The sequence below is a fragment of the Alicycliphilus denitrificans K601 genome, assembly GCF_000204645.1.
GTDB classification, from domain to species: domain Bacteria; phylum Pseudomonadota; class Gammaproteobacteria; order Burkholderiales; family Burkholderiaceae_C; genus Alicycliphilus; species Alicycliphilus denitrificans.
In genome coordinates, this window is sequence record NC_015422.1 from 4,703,566 (window position 1) to 4,724,737 (window position 21,172).

The window sequence follows — 21,172 nt, forward strand, 5'->3', positions numbered from 1 at the left end:
ACGGCGTTCAGCCGCCCGATGCCAGCACCTGCTGGAAGAACGCGCGCGCGGCCACGTTGCAGAACGGCGGCACCAGCGAGCCGTGGTAGGCCTGCACCACGGCATTGGCGCCGCCCTGCGCGGCCGCATTGGCCTTGGCCTGGGCGAACCCGGCCTTGACGGCAGCGAACGGGTCGGACGCGCCGCCGCTGGCCGAATCCACGTCCAGCACCGTGAGCAGGCCGGTCGGCAGGGCCAGCGGCGAAGGCGCGGACCACAAGCTCTGCATCAGCGTGGTGTTGACCTTGTAGAACACCGTCGGGTCGGCATTGCCGCCGCACAGCAGCACGGGCCGCCGGGGTGCCCAGTTGCGCAGGTCGTTGGCCTTGAAGGCCTGGCGCAGCGGGTGCCGGGGCGCGGCCGCCTGCGCCCCGGTGGTCACACTGGGCACGGCGCCGTCGGGATTGGCGATCGCATCCTGCAGGTAGGCCAGGCGCACGCTGTTCTTGATCAGGTTGTTGCTGCCAAAGCCGAGGGCAAACAGCGGCGCCAGCTCGGGCGGCTGGGTCGGTGGCGTGACGCCGGCGAAGGCGGGATCAGGCGGCGTGCTGCTGAAGAGCTGCGTCTGCGGCAGCTTGCCCTGGGCAAACAACGTGTCGATGGGCGTGGTGGACGGCAGCAACTGGTCTATGCCGGTGGCGTAGGCCGCTTCGAACATGTCAGAGGGCTGAGCATAGAGGTTGCCGTAGGCCTTCTGATAGCTCGACGCCAGCAGCGGCGTGAACACGGTGGAGGCCAGGTTCACGTTGCCGTAGTACACGGCATCGCCGAAGGCCCCCAGCGCGTAGGGCCCCGACATGGGTGCCGACGCCGTCACGATCTGGTTGGCCGCCTGCAGCGCACGGTGCGTGGCCATGGCCACGTGGCCACCCTGCGAGTAACCGGTGATGAGCAGCTTGCCGCCGTCCTGGCCGTTGATGCCGGGCAGCGCCTTGCGCGCGGCGGTGAGCGCGTCGATCATCTCCTTGGACTGCTGGTCCGCGTTCAGGTAGGGGTGGTAGCCGAGCTTGGAAACGTCATAGCCCGCGTAGTTGGGTGCTACCACGATGAAGCCCTGCGCCGCATACATGGCGGCCAGCAGCGTGCCCTCGGAGGCGCCGGGGCGCGCGGGCTCGGTGATGTCGGCGATGTTGTAGGCGCGGTCGGTGCTCGTGCCATGGGCATACAGCACCACGGGGCGCGCTCCGCTGCAGCCCGCCGCGTCGCCCGTAGGCACCATGAGCGCGCCCGAGGCGTTCGTCTTCTCGCCCGCGCCGCCTACGGTGCCGTATTCGATGTAGTGGATGTTCACGCCGCACTTGGGCGCGCCCGCGAGCGCCAGCAGGCTCTGACCGCTCGGGTTGGCCGCGAGCCGGTCCTTGAGCTCTGCCGCGGAAAGCGCCGTCACGCGCAGCGGCGGGTTGTACATGAGGGAGCCGCGCGCCCCGCTCAGATCGGTCTCGGTGCTGCCGCCCGGGTCGGAGCCCCCGCCGCATGCCGCCAGAATTGCGGCGGCGCTGGCCATGGCCAGTCCCGTCCATTTGTTCATCGCGAATCTCCTGTTGTAAATAGAACGATCGTTCGTTTTATTTCGCGATGTTAATCCCGGCCCGCCCTTCCGATGCCGGGGGAAACCACCAATGCGGGCCGGTCACAAGCCCGTATCGCGCGCAGTCCAGTCGACCAGTGCGTCGAGCGCGGGCCGCGCCGCGGCCGCGTCCGGGTGGTTGATGATGGCCACCAGCACGTAGCGGCGCCCGCTGGCGGCCAGCACGTAGCCGGCCATGGCCGCCACGTCGCGCAGGCTGCCGGTCTTGAGGTGTGCGGCGCCCGCGGCCAGGACCGGCCTGCGGCGCAGCGTGCCGTCCACGCCCGCGACCGGCAGCGAGGCGACGAACTCCGGCATCACGGGCGAGGCCCAGGCCTGCTGCAGCATGCGTGCCAGCGCCCGCGGGCTCAGGCGCGCCTCGCGGCTCAGGCCCGCGCCGTTGTCCACCACGGGCGCATCGGTGCCGCCCATGCGCTGGCGCCACCACTGGGCGAGCACGGCGCGCGCGGCCTCGAAGCTGCCCTGGCCGCCCCTGTGCAGCCCCAGCGTGAGCAGCAGCTGCTGCGTCATGACGTTGTTGCTGTGCTTGTTGATGTCGCGCACCACCTCCGCCAGCGCGGGCGAGCGGCTAACGAACGCCGGCTGCAGGCCCGCGGGCACCTGGCCGTCGCGCACGCGGCCCGCAAGCGTGCCGCCCACCTCGCGCCACATGCCCTCCACGGCGCGCGCCGCATAGCCGCCCGGATCGGCCGGCGCCACGGACCACTCGCGCGCGCCGCAGGCCTGCGGGTACACGCCCTGGAAGGCGATGCGCGCGGCATCGGCGAAATCGGCGCGCAAGGCTGTGCGCCAGTCGCCGCAGGCCGTGCCCGGGGGCGCCAGGGGCACGCTGGCCGGCAGATCCATCCCGGCCAGCGGCGGCGCGTAGCGCACGCGGGCCACGCCGGCGGCCGCGTCGGGCATGAAGTCCATGGCCACGGCCTTGTAGTTGAGCAACAGCGCGTCGGGCGCGGCGTTGTAGGGGCGCCAGGGCTCGCCGTCGAACCCGGCCGGGTCGTGGGCCGGCAGCGCAAAGGCGCTGCGGTCGAGCACGATGTCGCCCTCGATCCGGGCGACGTCCAGCGCGCGCAGGCTGCGCATGAGCAGCCACAGCCGCTCCACCACCAGCTTGGGGTCCCCCTGGCCCTTGATGTAGACGTTGCCGCGCAGGCGCCCGTCCCGGGGCATGGCGTCCAGGTACACGGGCGTGTCCCAGGTGAAGGCCGGTCCCAGCATGTCCAGCGCCGCGAAGGTGGTCACCAGCTTCATGACCGAGGCCGGGTTGCCCGCCTTGTCGCCCTGGTAGGCCAGGCGTGCGGGCGCGCGCCCCTCGACGTCCACGACCATGGCCGACAACGCCGTGCGCGGCAGCCCGGCGCGCTGCAGCGCCGCATCGACGGCGGGGGGCAGTGCGCCGGCATCGGTCGGCGGGCCGGACGGGGCCGCGGCGCAGGCGCCCAGGCAGAGGCTGGCGATGCCGGCGCAAGCCGCGCGGCGCAGGCGGCGGCAGGCGCGCGCAAGGGTCAGGGGCAACATGGCCGCAAAGTCTATCGCCCTGCCCGGCCCCGCACGCCGCCATGGCCCGGCGCGCAGCCGATAATCGGACCCTCCATGAATCTGCTCGCCTTCGACACCAGCACCGACACCCTGTCCATCGCCGTACTGCACGGCGCGCTGGTGTGCGAGCACCACGGCCCAGGCGGCGCCCAGGCATCGGCCACCCTGATCCCGGCCATCCTCGCGCTACTGGCGCAGGCCGGGCTGTCGTTCGAGCGGCTCGACGCCGTGGTCTTCGGCCGCGGGCCGGGCTCGTTCACGGGGCTGCGCACGGCCTGCTCCGTGGCCCAGGGCCTGGCCTTCGGCGCGCGCGGCGGCCAGGGCGTGCCCGTGCTGCCCGTGGACACGCTGCTGGCCGTGGCCGAGGAGGCCCGCGCGGCGCATGGCTGCACGCGCGTGGTTGCCACGCTGGACGCGCGCATGGACGAGGTCTACACGGCGCCCTTCGAGTGGCAACCCGACGCCACGGCTGCCACCGGCGGCCACTGGCGCGCGCCGCAGGACTTCGGCCTGTGCGCCCCCGAGGCCGTGGAAGTGCCCGCCGGCTGGACGCTGGCCGGCAACGCCCGCGCCGCCTATGGCGCGCGCCTGGCGCCCGGCGCGCCCCACGTGCAGGCCCTGCCCACGGCCACGGCCCTGCTGCGCCTGGCGCCGGCCCTGCTGGCTGCCGGCTGCGCCGTGCGCGCGGACGCCGCGCTGCCGCGCTACATCCGCGACAAGGTGGCGCAAACCACCGCAGAGAGAGAGGCCGCCCGGCGTGCCACGCCGGCCCCGCACGCATGAACGCGATGGCCCAGCCCCCAGCCACCACCGAGGCCCGGTTCGAGCCCCTGACGCCCGAGCGCCTGGACGCGCTCATGGCGATCGAGCAAAACGCCTATTCCCATCCCTGGTCGCGTGGCAATTTCACCGACGCCCTGGCCGCCGGCTACCAGGTCCAGCTGCTCACGGCGGGCGCCCAGATCCTGGGCTACTTCGTCGCCATGCCCGGCGTGCAGGAGGCGCATCTGCTCAACATCACCGTGGCGCCGGCCTTCCAACGCCAGGGCTGGGCCCACGTGATGCTCGATGCCCTGGCCCTGTGGGCGCGCAGCCAGGGCGCGCAATGGCTGTGGCTGGAGGTGCGCGTAAGCAACGAGCGCGCCCGGCACGTCTACGAAACCCACGGCTACCGCCGCGTGGGCCTGCGCAAGTGCTACTACCCGGGCCCGGACGGCCAGCGCGAGGACGCCGTGGTCATGAGTCTGCCGCTATGAGCCTCGAACTGGACGCGCGCCAACGCGCCATGCTGCAGGAAATGGGCGTCACCGTCTGGGCCGCGCCGCCGCCGCGACCGGCCCCGGAGCCCGTCCCCGCCCAGCCCACCGCCGCCCACGCCGAGGCGGCGGTGCCCCCGCCCATGCAGGCGGCCGCGCCCGCACCCGCGCGGCGCCCGACGCCGGAGCCCGCCGCGCGCGCGGCACCGGCAGGCGCTCCGCCGGGTGGCCTGCTGCTCGGCGCGCCCCAGGCGCTGTACCCGCAGGCCGACCCGGCCGCCACGCCGCCCGGACTGGGCGAGGCTTGGCTGGTCGTGCTGGAGAGTCCCACGCCGGGAGAGCCCCTGGCTGGCGAGGTCGGCCGGCTGCTGGACAACATGCTGCGCGCCATGGGCCTGCACCGGCACCCGCGCACCTTCGTGGCCACGCTGGGCCGTCCCGCGCCCGGCCTGTCGGCCGAGGGCGTGGAGCCCGCCGCCGGCCTGCAGCAGGCGCTGGCCACGCTGCGCCCGGCCATGGTGCTGGTACTGGGCCTGGCCGCGGCGCGCGCGGTGCTGGGCAGCCGCGAGCCCCTGGGGCGCCTGCGCGCCGCCACGCACCGACTGGCCGACGGTACGCCGGCCGTGGTCAGCTACGACCCGGCCTACCTGCTGCGCGCCCCCGAGGCCAAGGCCGCCGCCTGGGCCGACCTGTGCCGCGCGCTGGCCCTGGTGCGCCATACGGCCGCTGGCTGAGCCCCTGCGCCCATCGGGGGCGAGTGCGATAATTGCTAGCTTACACATTCAGGAAATAGCGCCATGGAAAGCTACCCCAGTTGGTAGCTTTCAGCCTCCCGGACTGCCGAGGGGCTGAAAGCACCCCATCCCCCTTGCAGACACCACAAAAACAACCGGGAAAGTGAGCCATGCTCAACATCTTTTCGCTCGCCAATGGCCGGCTGGTCCAGGAAGAAATCGAGTCCCTGGAAGAGCTGGCGCGCTTCCAGCCGATCTGGGTGGACCTGGAGTCGCCCACGCTGGAGGAAAAGCGCTGGATCAAGCAGCACTACGGCCTGTCCATCCCCGAGGACGCGATGGACGAGGACATCGAGGAGTCGGCGCGCTTCTACGAGGAAGACAACGGCGAGCTGCACATCCGCAGCGACTTCCTGGTGGACGATGACGAGGAGCCGCGCTCGGTGCGCGTGGCCTTCATCCTGAACCAGCACAACACCGGGCTCAAGAGCTGCGGCGTGCTGTTCTCCATCCACGATGAGGACATCCCTGTGTTCCGCCTGCTGCGCATGCGCGCGCGCCGCGCGCCGGGGCTCATCGAGGATGCCAAGGAAGTGCTGCTGTCGCTGTTCGACACCGACGTCGAATATTCCGCCGACACGCTCGAAGGCATCTACGACGACCTGAAAAAGGTCAGCACCCAGGTGCTCGAGGGCCACGTGACCGACGACCACGCCCAGCGCGTGCTGGCCGACATCGCCTGGCAGGAGGACCTGAACGGCCGCATCCGCCGCAACATGCTGGACACGCGCCGCGCCGTGAGCTTCATGATGCGCAGCAAGATGCTCAACGCCGAGCAATTCGAGGACGCGCGCCAGATCCTGCGCGACATTGAGTCGCTCGACAGCCACACGCAGTTCCTGTTCGACAAGATCAACTTCCTCATGGATGCCACGGTCGGCTTCCTGAACATCAACCAGAACAAGATCATCAAGATCTTCTCGGTGGCCAGCGTGGCGCTGCTGCCGCCCACCTTGATCGCCAGCGTCTACGGCATGAACTTCCGCGCCATGCCCGAGCTGGAATGGGAGCATGGCTACATCTACGCCATCGCGCTCATGATCGCCAGCGCCGTGGTGCCCATGCTGTACTTCCGCAAGCGCGGCTGGTTGAAGTAGCCGGCCTGCAAGCCGTCGGCCGCATAAGCACCTGGTCCATGGATTACAGCAAAATACGGCTGAAATCTTTGCTAAACAAGCGCTAACAGCTATATTTTTATAGCAAATAAGCCAAAGGGTACGGCCGGGAAACGTTCCGCCACGGGCCGGAGGCTTCGAGCAACGCCTGCGAAACGCCCGCCGCCCAAGATGGCACCCGTGGCTCCACCCGCCATCCATGCGTTCCGGCCTTGCGACCCAGGGGCGTTTTGAAGCAGTGCCGAAGAGGTGTCGAATCAATCCTTCATCGAGAACATGCGGACGATCCAATTGCCCATCGTCATGGCGATCGTGGGACTGCCGCTCGCCATCACCGCGGCCACAGTCGTCATGCGGGCCCTGGCCGTCCCCCGCCACCGCCAGTTCACCAAGCGCATCCGGCACAGCATCCACTGCGACGAGAACATCGTGTTTCTCGCGATCCAACCCTGGTTCAGGCAGGTGCTCGGACCCCGCCCGCTCTGACGGACAGCGCGCAGACCCCTTACCGAGCCTGAACCGGAGGCCACACAGCACTGCGGCCCTGGAAAACAGTGGACGCTCACAACATTCCCCGTCCGGGGTGTTGCGCAGCCCCCGGGCACCTGCCTACGATGCATGCCCACGCCCCGCACGATCGTCCCCATGACCAGCGCACCCGCTCCCGGCCTGCAGCTCCTGGGCAGCGTGTGCTGGCACGCTGCTGGCAGCCGTCGGCGTCCACCTCCAGCAGCGCGGCGGTGACCTCGGGTGCGCACAGCAGTATGGCCGCGATAGGGGTTCCCATGGACGCGCCGTTCACCACCGGAGGCGTCAGCATCTTCGGCGGCCCGCATGCGAGCGAGCGTGTGGCCCAGGCCGTGCACCTGCTGGAGCACCTAGCGCCCTACCTGCAGCGCGACGGCCGCGACCGGCTGCAACTGCCCGGGCGCGCGGCGGTGCTGGTGCTGGCCGAGGAGCTGCCGTGAATAACCCTGGCCGCAAGGTCATGAGCCAAATCCACCTCCAGCGCTTTATACGAAAGCGCCAGTAGCTCTTATTTCGAGAGCAATCGCAGGAATTCCCGGATGATGTGGTCGGCATAGCGGCTGGCCACGTGCCGCACGAAATGCGGGAAGTCCACGTGGGCGCCATCGTCGGCGCGATCCGAGATGGTGCGCACGGCCGCGAAGGGCAGGCCATAGTCGTGGCACACCTGGGCCACGGCCGCGCCCTCCATCTCCACGGCTAGCGCCTCATGGCCGGCCGCGGCCAGCGCTTGGCGCAGCGCGCCGGATTCGGCCGAGGTGGAGACGAAGCGGTCGCCGCTGACGATCAGCCCCTGGTGCACGCGCGACGCATGGCTGTGCCCGATCCCCGGATTTTGAGGATCAAAACCGCCCTTACCCCTTGTCAAATAATCATTTACAGCTTCGAATAGCATAGCGGTCAACCCTGCATCGCAGGGCATGCGCGCCATGCCGTAGCCGGGCAGCTCCCAGCGCGGGAAGATGGGCGAGGCATCCATGTCGTGCTGTAGGAAACCATGCGCCACGGCCACGTCGCCCACCTGCACGCCCGCGCCCAGGCCACCGGCCACGCCGGTGAACACGATGCGCTCCACGCCGAAGCGCTCGGCCAGCACCGTGGCCGTGGTCGCTGCCGCCACCTTGCCGATGCCCGACAGCGCCAGCACCACGGGCTGCCCCTGCAGGCCGCCGCGCCAGAAGGCGCGGCCGGCATGCATGACGCGCTCGGGCTGAGCCAGAGCGTGGACGAGGCTGCCCTGCTCTTCGGACAGGGCGCTGAGGATGGCGGTGGTCATGGCGGGGCGGACGTGAAAAAGCCGGGATTATCCCGGCTCTGCAGCGGTTGGCGGCTGCGCTACTTCTTGTCGCGCAGCTCGCGGCGCAAGATCTTGCCCACGGGGGTCTTGGGCAGCTCCGTGCGGAACTCGACCACCTTGGGCTGCTTGTAGCCCGTGAGATTGGCCTTGCAGAACTCGCGCACCTGCGCCTCGGTCAGCACCGGATCCTTCTTCACGATGACGAGCTTGACAGCCTCGCCGGTCCTGTCGTCGGGCACGCCAACCACGGCGCACTCCAGCACGCCGGGCATCAGTGCCACCACGTCCTCCACCTCGTTGGGGTAGACGTTGAAGCCGCTGACCAGCACCATGTCCTTCTTGCGGTCCACCACCTTGAAGTAGCCGCGCTCGTCCATAGTGCCGATGTCGCCGGTCTTGAAGTAGCCGTCCTCGGCCATGACCTTGGCGGTCTCGTCGGGCCGCTGCCAGTAGCCGGCCATGACCTGCGGGCCCTTGATGGCGATCTCGCCGGGCTGGCCGGTGGCCGAGATGTCATGCCCGTCGTCGTCGAGGATACGCATGTACGTGCTGGGAATGGGCACGCCGATGGTGCCCGAGAACTCCTTGGCCGTGACCGGGTTGCAGCTGACCGAGGGGCTGGTTTCCGACAGGCCGTAGCCCTCGCAGATGGGGCAGCCGGTCTTCTCCAGCCACAGCTTGGCCACGGCCGCCTGCACGGCCATGCCGCCGCCCACCGAGACCTTCAGGTGGCTCCAGTCCACCGTGTTGAACTGGGGATGGTTGGCCAAGCCGTTGAACAGCGTGTTCACGGCCGGGAAGCTGTGGAAGCGGTGCCTGGACAGCTCCTTGAGCACGGCCGCCAGATCGCGCGGGTTGGGGATCAGGATGGTCTTTCCGCCCGTGCGCATGGAGAGCATCATGTTCACCGTGAAGGCGAAGATGTGGTAGAGCGGCAGCGCGCACACGGCCGTGGGCTGCTCGCCGGCCGGGATCTTGCTCGTGGCGGGCGCGTTCCAGGCCTCGGACTGCAGCACGTTGGCGATCACGTTGCGGTGCAGCAGCACCGCGCCCTTGCTGACGCCCGTGGTGCCGCCCGTGTACTGCAGCAGCGCGATGTCGTCGGGGGCGAGCTCGGGCTGGCTGAACGCGGCCGACGCGCCCTTGGCCAGCGCGTCGTTGAAGCGCACCGCGCCCGGCAGCTGGTAGGGCGGCACCAGCTTCTTGACGTTGCGCACCACGTAGTTGACGAGCAGCCCCTTGAGCCCCAGCCGGTCGCCCATGGCGCACAGCACCACGTGCTTGACGGCCGTGTGGGCGATGCAGGCCTGCAGCGTGGCGGCGAAGTTCTCGATGATGACGATGGCCTTGGCGCCCGAGTCCTTGAGCTGGTGCTCCAGCTCGCGCGGCGTGTACAGCGGGTTCACGTTCACCACCACGAAACCCGCGCGCAGCACCGCCGCCACGGCGATGGGGTACTGCGGCACGTTGGGCATCATCAGGGCCACGCGGTCGCCGCGCGCCAGGCCCAGGCTCTGCAGGTAAGCGGCGAGGCGGCGGCTCAGGGCATCGGTCTCGCCAAAGCTGATGTCCTTGCCCATGAAGCTGTAGGCGGTGCGGTCCGCATAGTCGCGAAAGGCCTGCTCCATCAGCTGCACCAGCGACTGGTACTGCGTCGGGTCGATATCGGCAGGCACGCCCTGCGGATAGGCCGCCAGCCATGGTCGGTCGGTCATCTCCAAGTCTCCTGATGAATTCATCGAATATGAAAAACCGTGCTGGAAAAATCCGCACGGTCGTACTTTTTATTGGCCGATTATGCCCCGTCAGCCCTTGAGCGTAACCAGCACCTCGTCCAGCATCTTCTTGGCATCGCCGAACAGCATGCGGTTGTTCTCCTTGTAGAACAGCGGGTTGTCCACGCCGGCGTAGCCCGAGGCCATGGAGCGCTTCATCACGATCGAGGTCTTGGCCTTCCACACCTCCAGCACCGGCATGCCGGCGATGGGGCTGGCCGGGTCTTCGAGCGCGCTGGGGTTCACGATGTCGTTGGCGCCGATGACCATGGCCACGTCCGCGTCGGGGAAGTCCTCGTTGATCTCGTCCATCTCCATCACGATGTCGTAGGGCACCTTGGCCTCGGCCAGCAGCACGTTCATGTGGCCCGGCATGCGGCCCGCCACGGGGTGGATGGCGAAGCGCACGTTGACGCCCTTCTCGCGCAGGGTCTGCGTGATCTCGTACACCGTGTGCTGGGCCTGGGCCACGGCCATGCCGTAGCCGGGCACGATGATGACGCTCTTGGCCTCGCGCAGCAGCTCCGCGGTCTCGGCAGCGCTGATGGGCACCACCTCGCCCTGGGGCTCGGCGGCGTCGCCCTTCTTCGCCGGCGCGCCGCCGCCCGAGCCGAATCCGCCCGCGATCACGCTGATGAAGTTGCGGTTCATCGCGTTGCACATGATGTAGGAGAGGATGGCGCCCGACGAGCCCACGAGCGCGCCGGTGACGATCAGCAGGTCGTTGGAGAGCATGAAGCCCGTGGCCGCCGCCGCCCAGCCCGAGTAGCTGTTGAGCATGGACACCACCACCGGCATGTCGGCGCCGCCGATGGCCATGACCATGTGCACGCCGAACAGCAGCGCGATCACCGTCATCACGACCAGCGCCGGCATGCCCGCCTGCACGTCGTGGGCGTTGAGGAACTCGCGGCCGAACCAGATCACCACCAGCAGCGCGGCGAGGTTGAGCCAGTGGCGCGCGGGCAGCAGCAGCGGCTTGCCGCCGATCTTGCCGGCGAGCTTGCCGAAGGCGATGAGCGAGCCCGAGAAGGTGACCGCGCCGATCAGGATGCCGACGTAGATCTCCACCTCGTGGATGGCCTTCTCCGCGCCTTCCAACTGGATCGAGGTATCGACGTAGCTGGCGAAGCCCACGAGGCAGGCCGCCAGGCCCACGAGGCTGTGCATGAGCGCGACCAGCTCGGGCATCTGCGTCATCTTGACGATCCTGGCCGCATACAGGCCGATGCCGCCGCCGATGACCAGCGCGCCGACGATCCAGGCCAGCCCTGAGGGGCTGACGCGCGGGCCGAACACCGTGGCCAGCACGGCCAGCGCCATGCCGATCATGCCGAACAGGTTGCCGCGGCGCGAGGTTTCCGGGTTGGACAGACCACCCAGGCTGAGGATGAACAGGATGGTGGCGCCGATGTAGGCCACCGTGGCGAGGCTCTGGGACATGTTCGTCTTCCTTTTCTTATGGTTCTTATCTGGTTCTTATTTGCGGAACATGGCGAGCATGCGGCGCGTCACGGCAAAGCCGCCGAACATGTTGACGGCCGTGAGCACCAGCGCTGCAAAGGCCAGCCAAAGGATCAGCCCGTCGGGGCGCCCGCTCGCCCCTGCTTCGGGCGGCGCGATCTGCACCAGCGCGCCGATGGCGATGATGCTGGAGATGGCGTTGGTCACGCTCATCAAGGGCGTGTGCAGCGCGGGCGTGACGTTCCACACCACCATGTAGCCGATGAAGCAGGCGAGCACGAACACTGTGAAGTGTCCCAGGAAGGCCGCGGGCGCATAGGCGCCGATGAACCAGAACAGCACCGCCGCCACGGCGAAGATGACGGCCAGGGTGGTGGCCGGCAGCGGGCCGGTGCTGCCATGGCCATGGCCGCCCTTCTTCTGCTCCACGGGCGCGACGGCGGCAGGTTTGGGCGCCGGCGCGGGCGGCGCCTTCAGCGGCGGGGCGGGCCAGGTGACGGAGCCGTCCTTGATCACGGTGAGGCCGCGGATCGCGTCGTCCTCCATGTTGACCACGGCATGGCCGTCCTTGGCCTTGCACAGCTCTTCCACGAGGCGCAGCAGGTTCGTGGCGTACAGCGTGGACGACTGCTTGGCCAGGCGCGAGGCCAGGTCGGTGTAGCCGATGATGGTCACGCCGTGGCGCACCACGGCCTCGCCGGGCACCGTGAGCTCGCAGTTGCCGCCCTGCTCGGCGGCCATGTCCACGATCACGCTGCCGGGCTTCATGCTCTGCACCATCTCGGCGGTGATGAGCTTGGGGGCCGGCTTGCCGGGGATCAGCGCGGTGGTGATGATGATGTCCGCGTCCTTGGCCTGGGTGGCGTACATCTGGCGCTGCGCGGCCTGGAAGCCCTCGCTCATGACCTTGGCGTAGCCGCCGCCGCCCGAGCCTTCTTCCTCGTAGTCCACCTTGACGAACTCACCGCCCAGCGATTTCACCTGGTCGGCCACCTCGGCGCGCGTGTCGTTGGCGCGCACGATGGCGCCCAGGTTGGCCGCCGTGCCGATGGCCGCCAGGCCCGCCACGCCGGCGCCGGCGATGAATACCTTGGCCGGGGGCACCTTGCCCGCGGCCGTGATCTGGCCGTTGAAGTAGCGGCCGAAGGCGTTCGCCGCCTCGATCACGGCGCGGTAGCCGGACACGCCTGCCGTGGAGGTGAGCGCGTCCATCTTCTGCGCCCGGCTGAGCGTGCGCGGCAGGCAGTCGATGGCCAGCACGGTGGCCTTCTTCGCGGCGAGCTGCTGCATCAGGTCGGGGTTCTGTGCCGGCCAGACGAAGCCGATGAGCATGCCGCCCTCGCGCATCAGCGCCGCTTCCTCGCTGCTCGGCGGACGCACCTTGAGCACGATGTCCGACGCGGCCCACAGCGCGGCGGCATCGGGCAGCACCTCGGCGCCGGCGGCGCGGTAGGCCTCGTCGCTGAAGTTGGCGGCGTCGCCCGCGCCCGATTCGACGGCAACGGTGAAGCCGAGCTTGATGAGCTTTTCCACCACGTCGGGGACGGTGGCCACGCGCTTCTCGCCCGGGAAGGTTTCCCTGGGCACGCCGATGCGCTGCACCGGCGGGGTTGGACTGGTCTGCATGCTTGTTCTCCTCGAAGTTTGAAAATTGTTATGCCATGCCGATGCGGTGGAGCATCAGGGTATGGGGATCGCGAACGGGAAGGGCGGAATCGCCAGGTAGCCGTCCATCATGCCCGTGCTCACGCGCACGGCCTGCGCCAGATCGCGACCCCATTGCAGCGCCGGCCAGCCTGCCGCCAGGAATTCATGGTTGTTGCGGGCCACGGGGGTCAACAGCCGCGGGTCCACCAGCACATCCACCTCCACCACGGCGCTGCCCGTAGCGGCATAGCGGTAGCTCAAGTATGAATATGGCTTGCCCATGACGATCTTGCGGCGATCGAGCCACCGCGCGAAATCCGGGTCGTTCTTTTCCAGCCATTGCGTGCCGTCGGCCCGGCGCTTGAAGCGCAGGCAGTCCACGCGCACCGTGCTGCCGCGGGTGGCGTCCTCCACCATCAGGCCCTCCTGCTGCGGGCAGCGGCCCGTCCAGTACACGGGGTCGCGGGGATGGTTGTCGCGGTTGGTATGCACGCGCAGCACCGCCAGCAGCTCCTGGCGCGCGCCACGCAGCGCCACGGCGCGGGCCTGCAGGGCCATGGTGCTTGCGGGCGCCGGCAGCACCTCGATGGCCTCGTCGGCCGCGCCCAGGTCTTCCCACACCCCCGGCGGCAGCGCCAGGCTCGCACGGCCCACCGGGTACTCAGTCTGCGTGGGAGACAGGGGTGCGCAAGCCGCCAGCACCACCAGGGCGCAGGGCAGCAGGCGCCGGATAATCGAACTCGTCAGCGTCATGGAAGCAAAGGGTTGAGGCACGCGATGGGCATGGCCATGCTGACCGCGAGCTTACATGATGCGCAAACCTCAAAAAAATCGGCAGCCACAGGCTGCCGATCTTCGGAGGGAGGGAACGAGGCCTTAGTTGACGACCTGGCCCAGTGCGCCCGCGGCGTATTTCTGCGCCATCTGCTCCAAGGTATGGCCCTTGATCTTGGCGCCCTGGCCTTCGCAGCCGAACTCCAGGTAGCGCTGCTTGCAGATCGCCTTGGCGGCCTCGCGCGCCGGCTTCATCCACTCGCGCATGTCGAACTTGTCGGGGTTCTCGGCCTGGAACTTGCGCACAGCGCCGGTCATGGCCATGCGGATGTCGGTGTCGATGTTGATCTTGCGCACGCCATGCTTGATGGCCTCCTGGATCTCCTTGACCGGCACGCCGTAGGTCTGCTTCATCTTGCCGCCGTACTGGTTGATGATGTCCAGCAGATCCTGCGGCACGGACGAGGAGCCGTGCATCACCAGGTGGGTGTTGGGGATGCGCGCGTGGATTTCCTTGACGCGCGAAATCGCCAGCACGTCGCCCGTGGGCGGGCGCGTGAACTTGTAGGCGCCGTGGCTGGTGCCGATGGCGATCGCCAGGGCGTCGAGCTGCGTGGTCTTGACGAACTGCGCGGCCTCCTCGGGGTCGGTCAGCATCTGGGCGTGGCTGAGCTTGCCGGCCGCGCCGATGCCGTCTTCCTCGCCGGCCTCGCCGGTCTCCAGGCTGCCCAGGCAGCCGAGCTCGCCCTCGACGGTGGCGCCGACCTTGTGGGCCATCTCGACCACCTGCCGCGTCACGCGCACGTTGTAGTCGAAGTCGGCCGGCGTCTTGCCGTCCTCCTTGAGGCTGCCGTCCATCATCACCGAGCCGAAGCCGAGCTTGAGCGCACCCTCGCACACGGCGGGCGAGGTGCCGTGGTCCTGGTGCATGACCAGCGGGATGTGCGAATAGGCCTCGGCCGCCGCCAGGATCAGGTACTTGATGAAGCTCTCGCCCGCGTACTTGCGCGCACCGGCGCTAGCCTGGAGGATGACGGGTGCGCCCACCTCGTCGGCCGCGGCCATCACGGCCTGCACCTGCTCCAGATTGTTGACGTTGAAGGCGGGAATGCCATAGCCGCTGTCGGCGGCATGGTCGAGCAGTTCGCGCATCGAGACGAGAGGCATGGCGATGGATCCGTTCGAAGGTTGAGGAGAAAGCGGCGGTAACCGCCTGGTAACCGCCGATTCTACCCACCCGCCACTGCCAGCCCGCGCGATCGCCCCATGCCCGGCCGACCGGCGCGGGTGGGGCGGCGCCGCGCTCACCGCGCCCGGCAGATCTTGAGCATGTTCGTGCCGCCCGGCGCGCCCATGGGCTCGCCGCAGGTAATCACGTACAGGTCGCCCTGCTGCACGATGTTGCGCATCTTCAGGTGGTTCTCGGCCTGCTCCAGGGCCGTGTCGCGGTCGGCGCTGGTGTCCATGAGCAGGGGGCGCACATTGCGGAACATGGCCATGCGCCGCTGCGTGGCCACCTTGGGCGTCAGCGCGTAGATCGGGATGTGGATGCGGTGGCGGCTCATCCACAGGGCCGTGGAGCCGCTGTCGGTCATGGCCACGATGGCCTTGGCGCCCAGGTGGTGGGCGGTGAACAGCGCGCCCATGGCCACGGACTGGTCGACGCGGCCCGCCGTCTGGCCGTCGAAGTCGGCGTCGCGGTCGGGGTCCTCTGCGGCCTCGGCGGCGGCGCAGATCTTGGCCATCTCCTGCACCGTCTCCAGCGGATACTTGCCGGCGGCCGTCTCGGCGCTGAGCATCACGGCGTCGGTGCCGTCGAGCACGGCGTTGGCCACGTCGCTGACCTCGGCGCGCGTGGGCACGGGGTTGGAGATCATGCTCTCCATCATCTGGGTGGCGGTGATCACGACCTTGTCCATGTCGCGCGCCATGCGGATCATCTTCTTCTGCAGCGCCGGCACGGCGGCGTTGCCCACCTCCACGGCCAGATCGCCGCGCGCGACCATGATGCCGTCGGATACGTGCAGGATCTCTTCGAGGCGCGGAATGGCCTCGGCGCGCTCTATCTTCGCGATCAGCCCGGGCTTGTGGCGGAACTCGGCGGCCGCCACGTTGCACAGCTGGCGCGCCATCTCCATGTCGGTGGCGTTCTTGGGAAAGCTCACGGCCACGTAGTCGGCCTGGAAGCTCATCGCCGTCTTGATGTCCTCCATGTCCTTGGCCGTGAGGGCCGGCGCCGTCAGGCCCCCGCCCTGCTTGTTGATGCCCTTGTTGTTGGACAGCTCGCCGCCTATCCTCACCGTGGTGTGCACGGCCTCGCCGCGCACCGCATCGACCTGCAGCACGATCAGGCCGTCGTTGAGCAGCAGCACGTCGCCCGCCCTCACGTCGCGCGGCAGCTCCTTGTAGTCCAGCCCCACGCCCTGCAGGTCGCCGGGCTCGGTGCGCGAGGCGTCGAGGACGAACGGCTGCCCCACCTCCAGGTGCACGCGCCCCTCGGCGAACTTGCCCACGCGGATCTTGGGGCCCTGCAGGTCGGCCATGATGGCCACCTCGCGCCCGGCGCGCTGGGCGGCCTCGCGCACCTTGGCGGCGCGCTCCACGTGGTCGCGCGCCTTGCCGTGGCTGAAGTTCAAGCGCACCACGTTCACGCCCGCCGCGATCATCTGCTCCAGCAGCAGCGGGTCGCTGGAGGCGGGGCCCAGGGTGGCGACGATTTTGGTGGCGCGGCGGCTTCGCATGAACATGTCTCTCTCAGTGGATGTAATCGAGTTTCGATTTTTACACAAAACAGGTTACAAGACGGTTTCCAAATCACGCCGTCATGCCCGCATCAGCGCCTCGATCTCGTCGCCCTCCACCGGCACGCCGCGCGTCATGAGCTCGCAGCCGTCATCGGTGACGACGGCGTCGTCCTCGATGCGTATGCCTATGCCGTGGAACTGCCCGGGCACGCCCGGCGCGGGGCGCACGTAGATGCCAGGCTCCACGGTCAGTACCATGCCCGGGCGCAGGATGCGGCTGGGGCGGTCCTTGATCAGCTCGCCCGACAGCGGATCCTTGCGTTCGCTCACCCGGCCCACCTCGCCGGGCTCGACATAGCTGCCGCAGTCGTGAACGTCCATGCCCATCCAGTGGCCGGTGCGGTGCATGTAGAACTGGAAATAGGCGCGCTTGTCGATCACGTCCTGCACGCCGCCCACCTTGTCCTTGTCGAGCAGCCCGAGGTCCAGCATGCCCTGGGCCAGCACGGCCACGGCAGCATCGTGCGGGTCGTTGAAGCGCCTGCCGGGCCGTATCGCGGCGATAGCGGCTTTCTGGCTTTCCAGCACAAGGTCGTACAGGGCGCGCTGCGGGCCGGTGAAGCGCCCGTCTGCCGGGAAGGTACGCGTGATGTCCGATGCGTAGCCGTCGAGCTCGCAGCCGGCGTCGATCAGCACCAGCTCGCCCGCGCGCACGGGCGCGGTGTCGGCGCGGTAGTGCAGCACGCAGGCATTGGCGCCCGAGGCCACGATGGAGCTGTAGGCGGGATACTGCGAGCCCTCTTCGCGGAAGGCGTGCAGGAGCTCGGCGTCCAGGTGGTACTCGCGCACGTCCTCGCCCGCGCGCAGCATGCGGCTGCTCCTCTGCATGGCGCGCACGTGGGCGCGCGCGCTGATGGCGCCGGCGCGGCGCATGATGGCGAGTTCATGCGCATCCTTGATCAGGCGCATCTCGTCGAGCAGCTCGCACAGGTCGCCCTGCTGCGCCGGGCACAGCGCGCCGTAGCGCACGCGCGCGCGCACCTGGTCCATCCAGCCCTCCACGCGCGCCGCCAGACCCGCATGGGTGGCGAACGGGAACCAGACCTGGCTGCGGTTTTCCAGCAGGCGCGGCAGGCGCGCATCGAGCTCGGCCACGGAATGCGCGGCGTTCACGTCCAGGGCCGCCACGGCCGCCTCCGGGCCGAGGCGGTAGCCGTCCCAGATCTCGCGCTCCAGGTCCTTGGGCTGGCAGAACAGCGTGCTCTCGCCCTCGGCGCTCAGCACCAGCCAGGCATCCGGCTCGGTAAAGCCGGTGAGGTAGTAGAAGTAGCTGTCGTGGCGGTACAGGTACTCGCTGTCGCGGTTGCGGCCGTACTGCGGCGCGGTGGGCACGATGGCGATGCCGCCCGCGCCCAGCTGAGCCGCCAGGCGCGCACGGCGTTGGGTGTAGATGGAGGTCATGCACTATCGTACTGTGCGCCGCCGCCGCGGCGCGCGCGCCTGCCCCCACCGCGGGCAGGCAGAGCCTGTTCATGGTCTTGTCATGGTGCCCGTTGCCCCGCAAAGGCAGTGGATGCAAGGCGCAAACCGCAGCCGGGCTGGTGGCCCGGCGAGGATTTGCAACGCCGCAGACGCTGCCTTTGCGGGGCAACGGGCACCATGACAAGACCATGAATAGGCTCTCAGGAACGCTTGTTCTTCCGTTCGAGGAACGCGTTCATGTGGTGCTGCGGCTCGCCCGTCTTGAAGGCCTCGCCGAACTCGGCGATGCTGTCGTCGATGGCCGCGTCCACGGTCATGCACTCCCAGCGGCGCAGCAGGCGCTTTTGCTGGCGCAGCACCACGGGGCCGATCTGCGCCAGCCCTGCGGCGATCTCCAGGATGCGCTCGTCGAGCCTGTCCCTGGGCACGCATTCGTTGATCAGGCCCCATTGCTGGGCCTGGGTGGCGGGGATGTTCTCGCCCGTGAGCAGCAGCCAGGCGGCGCGCGCCGCGCCGATCTGCGCGGGCATCATGGCGGCGTGGATCACCGAGGGGATGCCCACCTTGACCTCGGGCATGCCGACGACGGCGTCATCCGCGGCGATGCGCAGGTCGCCGGCCATGGCCAGCTCCAGGCCGCCGCCCAGCGTATGCCCTTCCAGGCGCACGATGACCGGCACGGGGAAGTGGCGCACGGCGTTGCACAGGTCGCGCAGTGCACTGATGAAGGCGCGCCCCGTGGACGCCGTGAGCGCGGCCATCTCCTTGATGTCGGCGCCCGCGATGAAGGCGCGCGAGCCCGAACCGCGCAGCACCAGGCAGTGCAGCTCGCTGTTTTCCGCCAGCTCGCCCAATTGCGCCGTCAGGGCGCGGATCACGGGCGTGCTCAGCACGTTGAGCGGGCCCGCGTCGGCGATGGTCAGGACGGCAGTCGCTGGCGTGGGGTAGGAAATCTGGGAATACATGGCTTTTTCACCCATCACATTTTCTCGAAACCGATGTCCTTGACGAGGCGCGCCCAGGCCTTGTTGGAGCGCTCCACCGTTTCCTTGAACTGCTGCGGCGTCTGGTAGTCCACGATGGCCGACTGCTGTTCGATGGTCTTGACCAGCTCCGGATTCTGCAGCGTCTTCTTCAGCGCGGTGCTCAGCCTGGCCAGGATGGCCGGGTCCAGGTTGGCCGGCGCCCCGATCCCGTACCAGGACATCTCGTTCATGGGCTTGAGGCCCGCCTCGGCATAGGTGGGCACGTCGGGGAGGCTGGCCAGCCGCTTCGGGCTGGAGACCGCCAGCGCGCGCAGCTGTTTGCCGGCGATCAGGCCGCCGGACGAGGGCATGTTGTCGAACACCACGTCGATCTGCTTGGCCATCAGGTCGTTGAGGGCGGGGCCCAGTCCCTTGTAGGGCACATGGGTGATCTGCGTGCCCGTGGTGTTGCCGAACAGCGCCCCGCTCAAATGGCTGTACCCGCCATTGCCCGACGACCCGTAGTTGAGCTTGCCCGGCGCCTTGCGCGCGGCCTCCACCACGTCCCGGACCGACTTGTAGGCCGAGTCGAAGCCGACCACCATCACGCCGGGCACGTTGGCGATGTTGCTGATGGGCGTGAAGTCCTTCACCGGGTCGTAGGCCGGCTTGGCGTAGACGTTGGGGTTCACCGCGTGCGAACTCTCCACCATCATCACCAGCGTATAGCCGTCCGCGGGCTGCTTGGATGCGTGGAGCGAGCCGGTGCTGCCGCCGGCGCCGGGCTTGTTCTCCACCACGACGGACTGCCCCAGCTCCTCGCCGAGGTAGCGCGCCACGACGCGCCCGATCACATCGGTCGCGCCGCCCACGGCGTAGGGCACGATCAGGCGCACGGGGCGCTCGGGGTAGCCGGCGGCCCATGCGGCGGGCGCGGTGGCCGCGCACAGCGCGACCGCCAGCAATGTCTTCTTCACGTGTGTCACTCAAGTCTCCTGGTTTACGGGTTGATGGGTCCTGGGCCTGGCTGCGGGCCCGAGTACGGGTGGCGGGGTGACCGGGGCATCCCGGCCCGCGGGCACCATGGGGTTGCGCACCAGCCTGAGCGTGCCCAGCTGCGGGTGATCGACGGTCTGCAGCATCTGCCGGTGCCGCACCTGGGGGTGGGCGAACACCTGCTCCATGTCGTTGACGTTTCCCCACGAGATGCCGTGCTCGTCGAGCGCCCGGCCCAGCGCCTCGACCCGCCAGGCCGCCAGCTTCTCGCGCAGCAGCGGGCGCAGCCGCTTGAGGTGCGTAAGCCTGCCGGCATTGGTCGCGAAGTCGGGCTGCAGGTGCCAGTCCGCGCCCATGAGCCGGCAGAACGCCACGAACTGCGTGTCGTTGCCGATGGCCAGGATGACGTGGCCGTCGGCGCAGGCGAACACCTCGTAGGGCGCCAGGTTCGGGTGCGTGTTGCCGATGCGCGCCGGGCTCTCGCCCGACACGAGGTAGTTGCTCGCCTGGTTGGCGTTCATGGCCACGGCCACGTCGAGCAGGGCGATGTCCAGGTGCTGGCCGCGGCCCGTGCGAGCGCGCTGCACCAGCGCCGCCAGCACCGCGCTGGTGGCGTACATGCCGGTCATCAGGTCCACCACGGCCACGCCGGTGCGCAAGGGTCCCGCGCCCGGCTCGCCGTCCGCGATGCCGGTGTAGCTCATCAGGCCGCCCATGCCCTGGAAGATGTAGTCGTAACCCGGCTTGTGGGCGAAGGGGCCGCTCTGGCCGAAGCCGGTGACGGACAGGTAGATCAGGCCCGGGTTGATCGCGGCCAGCGATGCGTAGTCCAGGCCGTATTTCGCGAGCGTGCCGACCTTGTAGTTCTCCACCAGCACGTCCGCGTCCCGGACTTGGCGCAGCAGCCAGTCGCGGTCGGCAGCGTCGGCAAAGTCCGCCGTCACCGACTGCTTGCCGCGGTTGCAGGACAGGAAATAGGCCGCCACCTTTTCGCCGGATCCGGCCGTGGCGAAGGGCGGCCCCCAGCCGCGCGTGTCGTCGCCCTGGACGGGCCGCTCGATCTTGAGCACGTCGGCGCCCAGGTCCGCCAGGTTCTGGGTGCACCAGGGCCCGGCCAGGATGCGGGACAGGTCGATCACCCGCACCCCTTGCAGTGCATTCGCAAGCATCAC

19 protein-coding genes are annotated in these 21,172 nt (G+C 69.1%); 6 read left to right on the forward strand and 13 right to left on the reverse strand.

Going from position 1 to position 21,172, the window contains the following annotated elements; translation table 11 throughout:
- Positions 1 to 7 precede the first annotated feature (7 nt).
- Both ALIDE2_RS22250 and dacB read right to left on the reverse strand, forming a co-directional pair.
- A complete protein-coding gene (locus ALIDE2_RS22250; protein ID WP_013520888.1) occupies positions 8 to 1,567 on the reverse strand; it encodes an alpha/beta hydrolase family protein in 1,560 nt (519 codons plus the stop codon).
- A 102-nt stretch (positions 1,568 to 1,669) separates the two neighbouring features.
- Positions 1,670 to 3,142, reverse strand: a complete 1,473-nt coding sequence (dacB, locus tag ALIDE2_RS22255) for a D-alanyl-D-alanine carboxypeptidase/D-alanyl-D-alanine endopeptidase (RefSeq protein ID WP_013520889.1) — start codon at positions 3,140 to 3,142, stop codon at positions 1,670 to 1,672.
- A gap of 75 nt (positions 3,143 to 3,217) precedes the next feature.
- Here dacB and tsaB point away from each other — a divergent pair, with 75 nt between their 5' ends.
- From tsaB to ALIDE2_RS22285, 6 genes are all read left to right on the forward strand, one after another.
- The gene (tsaB, locus tag ALIDE2_RS22260) at positions 3,218 to 3,946 is read left to right on the forward strand and encodes a tRNA (adenosine(37)-N6)-threonylcarbamoyltransferase complex dimerization subunit type 1 TsaB (RefSeq protein WP_013520890.1); all 729 of its coding nucleotides are present in this window, start codon (positions 3,218 to 3,220) and stop codon (positions 3,944 to 3,946) included.
- Positions 3,943 to 4,419 carry a ribosomal protein S18-alanine N-acetyltransferase gene (rimI, locus tag ALIDE2_RS22265; protein WP_013520891.1) on the forward strand — a complete coding sequence of 159 codons (477 nt, stop codon included), beginning with the start codon at positions 3,943 to 3,945 and terminating at the stop codon, positions 4,417 to 4,419. The genes tsaB and rimI overlap by 4 nt, the downstream gene beginning before the upstream one ends.
- The gene (locus ALIDE2_RS22270; RefSeq protein WP_013723209.1) at positions 4,416 to 5,153 is read left to right on the forward strand and encodes a uracil-DNA glycosylase family protein; all 738 of its coding nucleotides are present in this window, start codon (positions 4,416 to 4,418) and stop codon (positions 5,151 to 5,153) included. Before rimI ends, ALIDE2_RS22270 begins: the two co-directional genes overlap by 4 nt.
- A gap of 170 nt (positions 5,154 to 5,323) precedes the next feature.
- Entirely contained in the window at positions 5,324 to 6,310 is a 987-nt protein-coding gene (gene corA / locus ALIDE2_RS22275) for a magnesium/cobalt transporter CorA (protein ID WP_013520893.1), read from the forward strand.
- Between the two features lie 267 nt (positions 6,311 to 6,577).
- Positions 6,578 to 6,814: a hypothetical protein gene (locus tag ALIDE2_RS22280; protein ID WP_238530066.1), complete on the forward strand. Its 237-nt coding sequence runs from the start codon at positions 6,578 to 6,580 to the stop codon at positions 6,812 to 6,814.
- A 299-nt stretch (positions 6,815 to 7,113) separates the two neighbouring features.
- Positions 7,114 to 7,296 (forward strand): hypothetical protein, encoded by a 183-nt coding sequence (locus ALIDE2_RS22285; RefSeq protein WP_013520895.1) that lies wholly within the window; start codon positions 7,114 to 7,116, stop codon positions 7,294 to 7,296.
- Positions 7,297 to 7,364: 68 nt separating this feature from the next.
- On the opposite strand, the gene ALIDE2_RS22290 is transcribed toward ALIDE2_RS22285, so the two are convergent.
- The 11 genes from ALIDE2_RS22290 to ALIDE2_RS22340 form a co-directional block, all read right to left on the reverse strand.
- The gene (locus ALIDE2_RS22290) at positions 7,365 to 8,132 is read right to left on the reverse strand and encodes a 5'-methylthioadenosine/adenosylhomocysteine nucleosidase (protein WP_013520896.1); all 768 of its coding nucleotides are present in this window, start codon (positions 8,130 to 8,132) and stop codon (positions 7,365 to 7,367) included.
- A 59-nt stretch (positions 8,133 to 8,191) separates the two neighbouring features.
- The gene (locus ALIDE2_RS22295; protein WP_013520897.1) at positions 8,192 to 9,868 is read right to left on the reverse strand and encodes a long-chain-fatty-acid--CoA ligase; all 1,677 of its coding nucleotides are present in this window, start codon (positions 9,866 to 9,868) and stop codon (positions 8,192 to 8,194) included.
- A gap of 90 nt (positions 9,869 to 9,958) precedes the next feature.
- On the reverse strand, positions 9,959 to 11,371 hold the full coding sequence (pntB, locus tag ALIDE2_RS22300; RefSeq protein ID WP_013520898.1) for a Re/Si-specific NAD(P)(+) transhydrogenase subunit beta: 1,413 nt from the start codon (positions 11,369 to 11,371) through the stop codon (positions 9,959 to 9,961).
- Between the two features lie 36 nt (positions 11,372 to 11,407).
- On the reverse strand, positions 11,408 to 13,018 hold the full coding sequence (locus ALIDE2_RS22305) for a Re/Si-specific NAD(P)(+) transhydrogenase subunit alpha (RefSeq protein WP_013520899.1): 1,611 nt from the start codon (positions 13,016 to 13,018) through the stop codon (positions 11,408 to 11,410).
- Between the two features lie 54 nt (positions 13,019 to 13,072).
- Positions 13,073 to 13,792 carry a hypothetical protein gene (locus ALIDE2_RS22310; RefSeq protein ID WP_013723210.1) on the reverse strand — a complete coding sequence of 240 codons (720 nt, stop codon included), beginning with the start codon at positions 13,790 to 13,792 and terminating at the stop codon, positions 13,073 to 13,075.
- Positions 13,793 to 13,915: 123 nt separating this feature from the next.
- On the reverse strand, positions 13,916 to 14,980 hold the full coding sequence (gene fba / locus ALIDE2_RS22315; protein WP_013723211.1) for a class II fructose-bisphosphate aldolase: 1,065 nt from the start codon (positions 14,978 to 14,980) through the stop codon (positions 13,916 to 13,918).
- A 137-nt stretch (positions 14,981 to 15,117) separates the two neighbouring features.
- Positions 15,118 to 16,554, reverse strand: coding sequence for a pyruvate kinase (pyk, locus tag ALIDE2_RS22320; protein WP_041701749.1), 1,437 nt, complete (start codon positions 16,552 to 16,554; stop codon positions 15,118 to 15,120).
- An 81-nt stretch (positions 16,555 to 16,635) separates the two neighbouring features.
- Complete coding sequence (locus tag ALIDE2_RS22325; RefSeq protein ID WP_013520903.1) at positions 16,636 to 18,018, reverse strand: aminopeptidase P N-terminal domain-containing protein; 1,383 nt, start codon at positions 18,016 to 18,018, stop codon at positions 16,636 to 16,638.
- Positions 18,019 to 18,239: 221 nt separating this feature from the next.
- Positions 18,240 to 19,019, reverse strand: coding sequence for an enoyl-CoA hydratase (locus ALIDE2_RS22330; RefSeq protein ID WP_013723213.1), 780 nt, complete (start codon positions 19,017 to 19,019; stop codon positions 18,240 to 18,242).
- Complete coding sequence (locus tag ALIDE2_RS22335; protein WP_013520905.1) at positions 19,019 to 19,990, reverse strand: Bug family tripartite tricarboxylate transporter substrate binding protein; 972 nt, start codon at positions 19,988 to 19,990, stop codon at positions 19,019 to 19,021. The genes ALIDE2_RS22330 and ALIDE2_RS22335 overlap by 1 nt, the downstream gene beginning before the upstream one ends.
- Complete coding sequence (locus ALIDE2_RS22340; RefSeq protein ID WP_013520906.1) at positions 19,991 to 21,169, reverse strand: CaiB/BaiF CoA transferase family protein; 1,179 nt, start codon at positions 21,167 to 21,169, stop codon at positions 19,991 to 19,993.
- Between the last annotated feature and the right edge of the window lie 3 nt (positions 21,170 to 21,172).

Coding starts and splice junctions, on each gene's coding strand:
- ALIDE2_RS22285 (WP_013520895.1), top strand. CDS start 7,114: ATGGACGCGCCGTTCACCACCGGAGGCGTCAGCATCTTCGGCGGCCCG.
- tsaB (WP_013520890.1), top strand. CDS start 3,218: ATGAATCTGCTCGCCTTCGACACCAGCACCGACACCCTGTCCATCGCC.
- pyk (WP_041701749.1), bottom strand. CDS start 16,554: ATGCGAAGCCGCCGCGCCACCAAAATCGTCGCCACCCTGGGCCCCGCC.
- ALIDE2_RS22270 (WP_013723209.1), top strand. CDS start 4,416: ATGAGCCTCGAACTGGACGCGCGCCAACGCGCCATGCTGCAGGAAATG.
- ALIDE2_RS22340 (WP_013520906.1), bottom strand. CDS start 21,169: ATGCTTGCGAATGCACTGCAAGGGGTGCGGGTGATCGACCTGTCCCGC.
- dacB (WP_013520889.1), bottom strand. CDS start 3,142: ATGTTGCCCCTGACCCTTGCGCGCGCCTGCCGCCGCCTGCGCCGCGCG.
- ALIDE2_RS22310 (WP_013723210.1), bottom strand. CDS start 13,792: ATGACGCTGACGAGTTCGATTATCCGGCGCCTGCTGCCCTGCGCCCTG.
- fba (WP_013723211.1), bottom strand. CDS start 14,980: ATGCCTCTCGTCTCGATGCGCGAACTGCTCGACCATGCCGCCGACAGC.
- corA (WP_013520893.1), top strand. CDS start 5,324: ATGCTCAACATCTTTTCGCTCGCCAATGGCCGGCTGGTCCAGGAAGAA.
- ALIDE2_RS22305 (WP_013520899.1), bottom strand. CDS start 13,018: ATGCAGACCAGTCCAACCCCGCCGGTGCAGCGCATCGGCGTGCCCAGG.
- rimI (WP_013520891.1), top strand. CDS start 3,943: ATGAACGCGATGGCCCAGCCCCCAGCCACCACCGAGGCCCGGTTCGAG.
- ALIDE2_RS22325 (WP_013520903.1), bottom strand. CDS start 18,018: ATGACCTCCATCTACACCCAACGCCGTGCGCGCCTGGCGGCTCAGCTG.
- ALIDE2_RS22330 (WP_013723213.1), bottom strand. CDS start 19,019: ATGGGTGAAAAAGCCATGTATTCCCAGATTTCCTACCCCACGCCAGCG.
- ALIDE2_RS22250 (WP_013520888.1), bottom strand. CDS start 1,567: ATGAACAAATGGACGGGACTGGCCATGGCCAGCGCCGCCGCAATTCTG.
- pntB (WP_013520898.1), bottom strand. CDS start 11,371: ATGTCCCAGAGCCTCGCCACGGTGGCCTACATCGGCGCCACCATCCTG.
- ALIDE2_RS22290 (WP_013520896.1), bottom strand. CDS start 8,132: ATGACCACCGCCATCCTCAGCGCCCTGTCCGAAGAGCAGGGCAGCCTC.
- ALIDE2_RS22295 (WP_013520897.1), bottom strand. CDS start 9,868: ATGACCGACCGACCATGGCTGGCGGCCTATCCGCAGGGCGTGCCTGCC.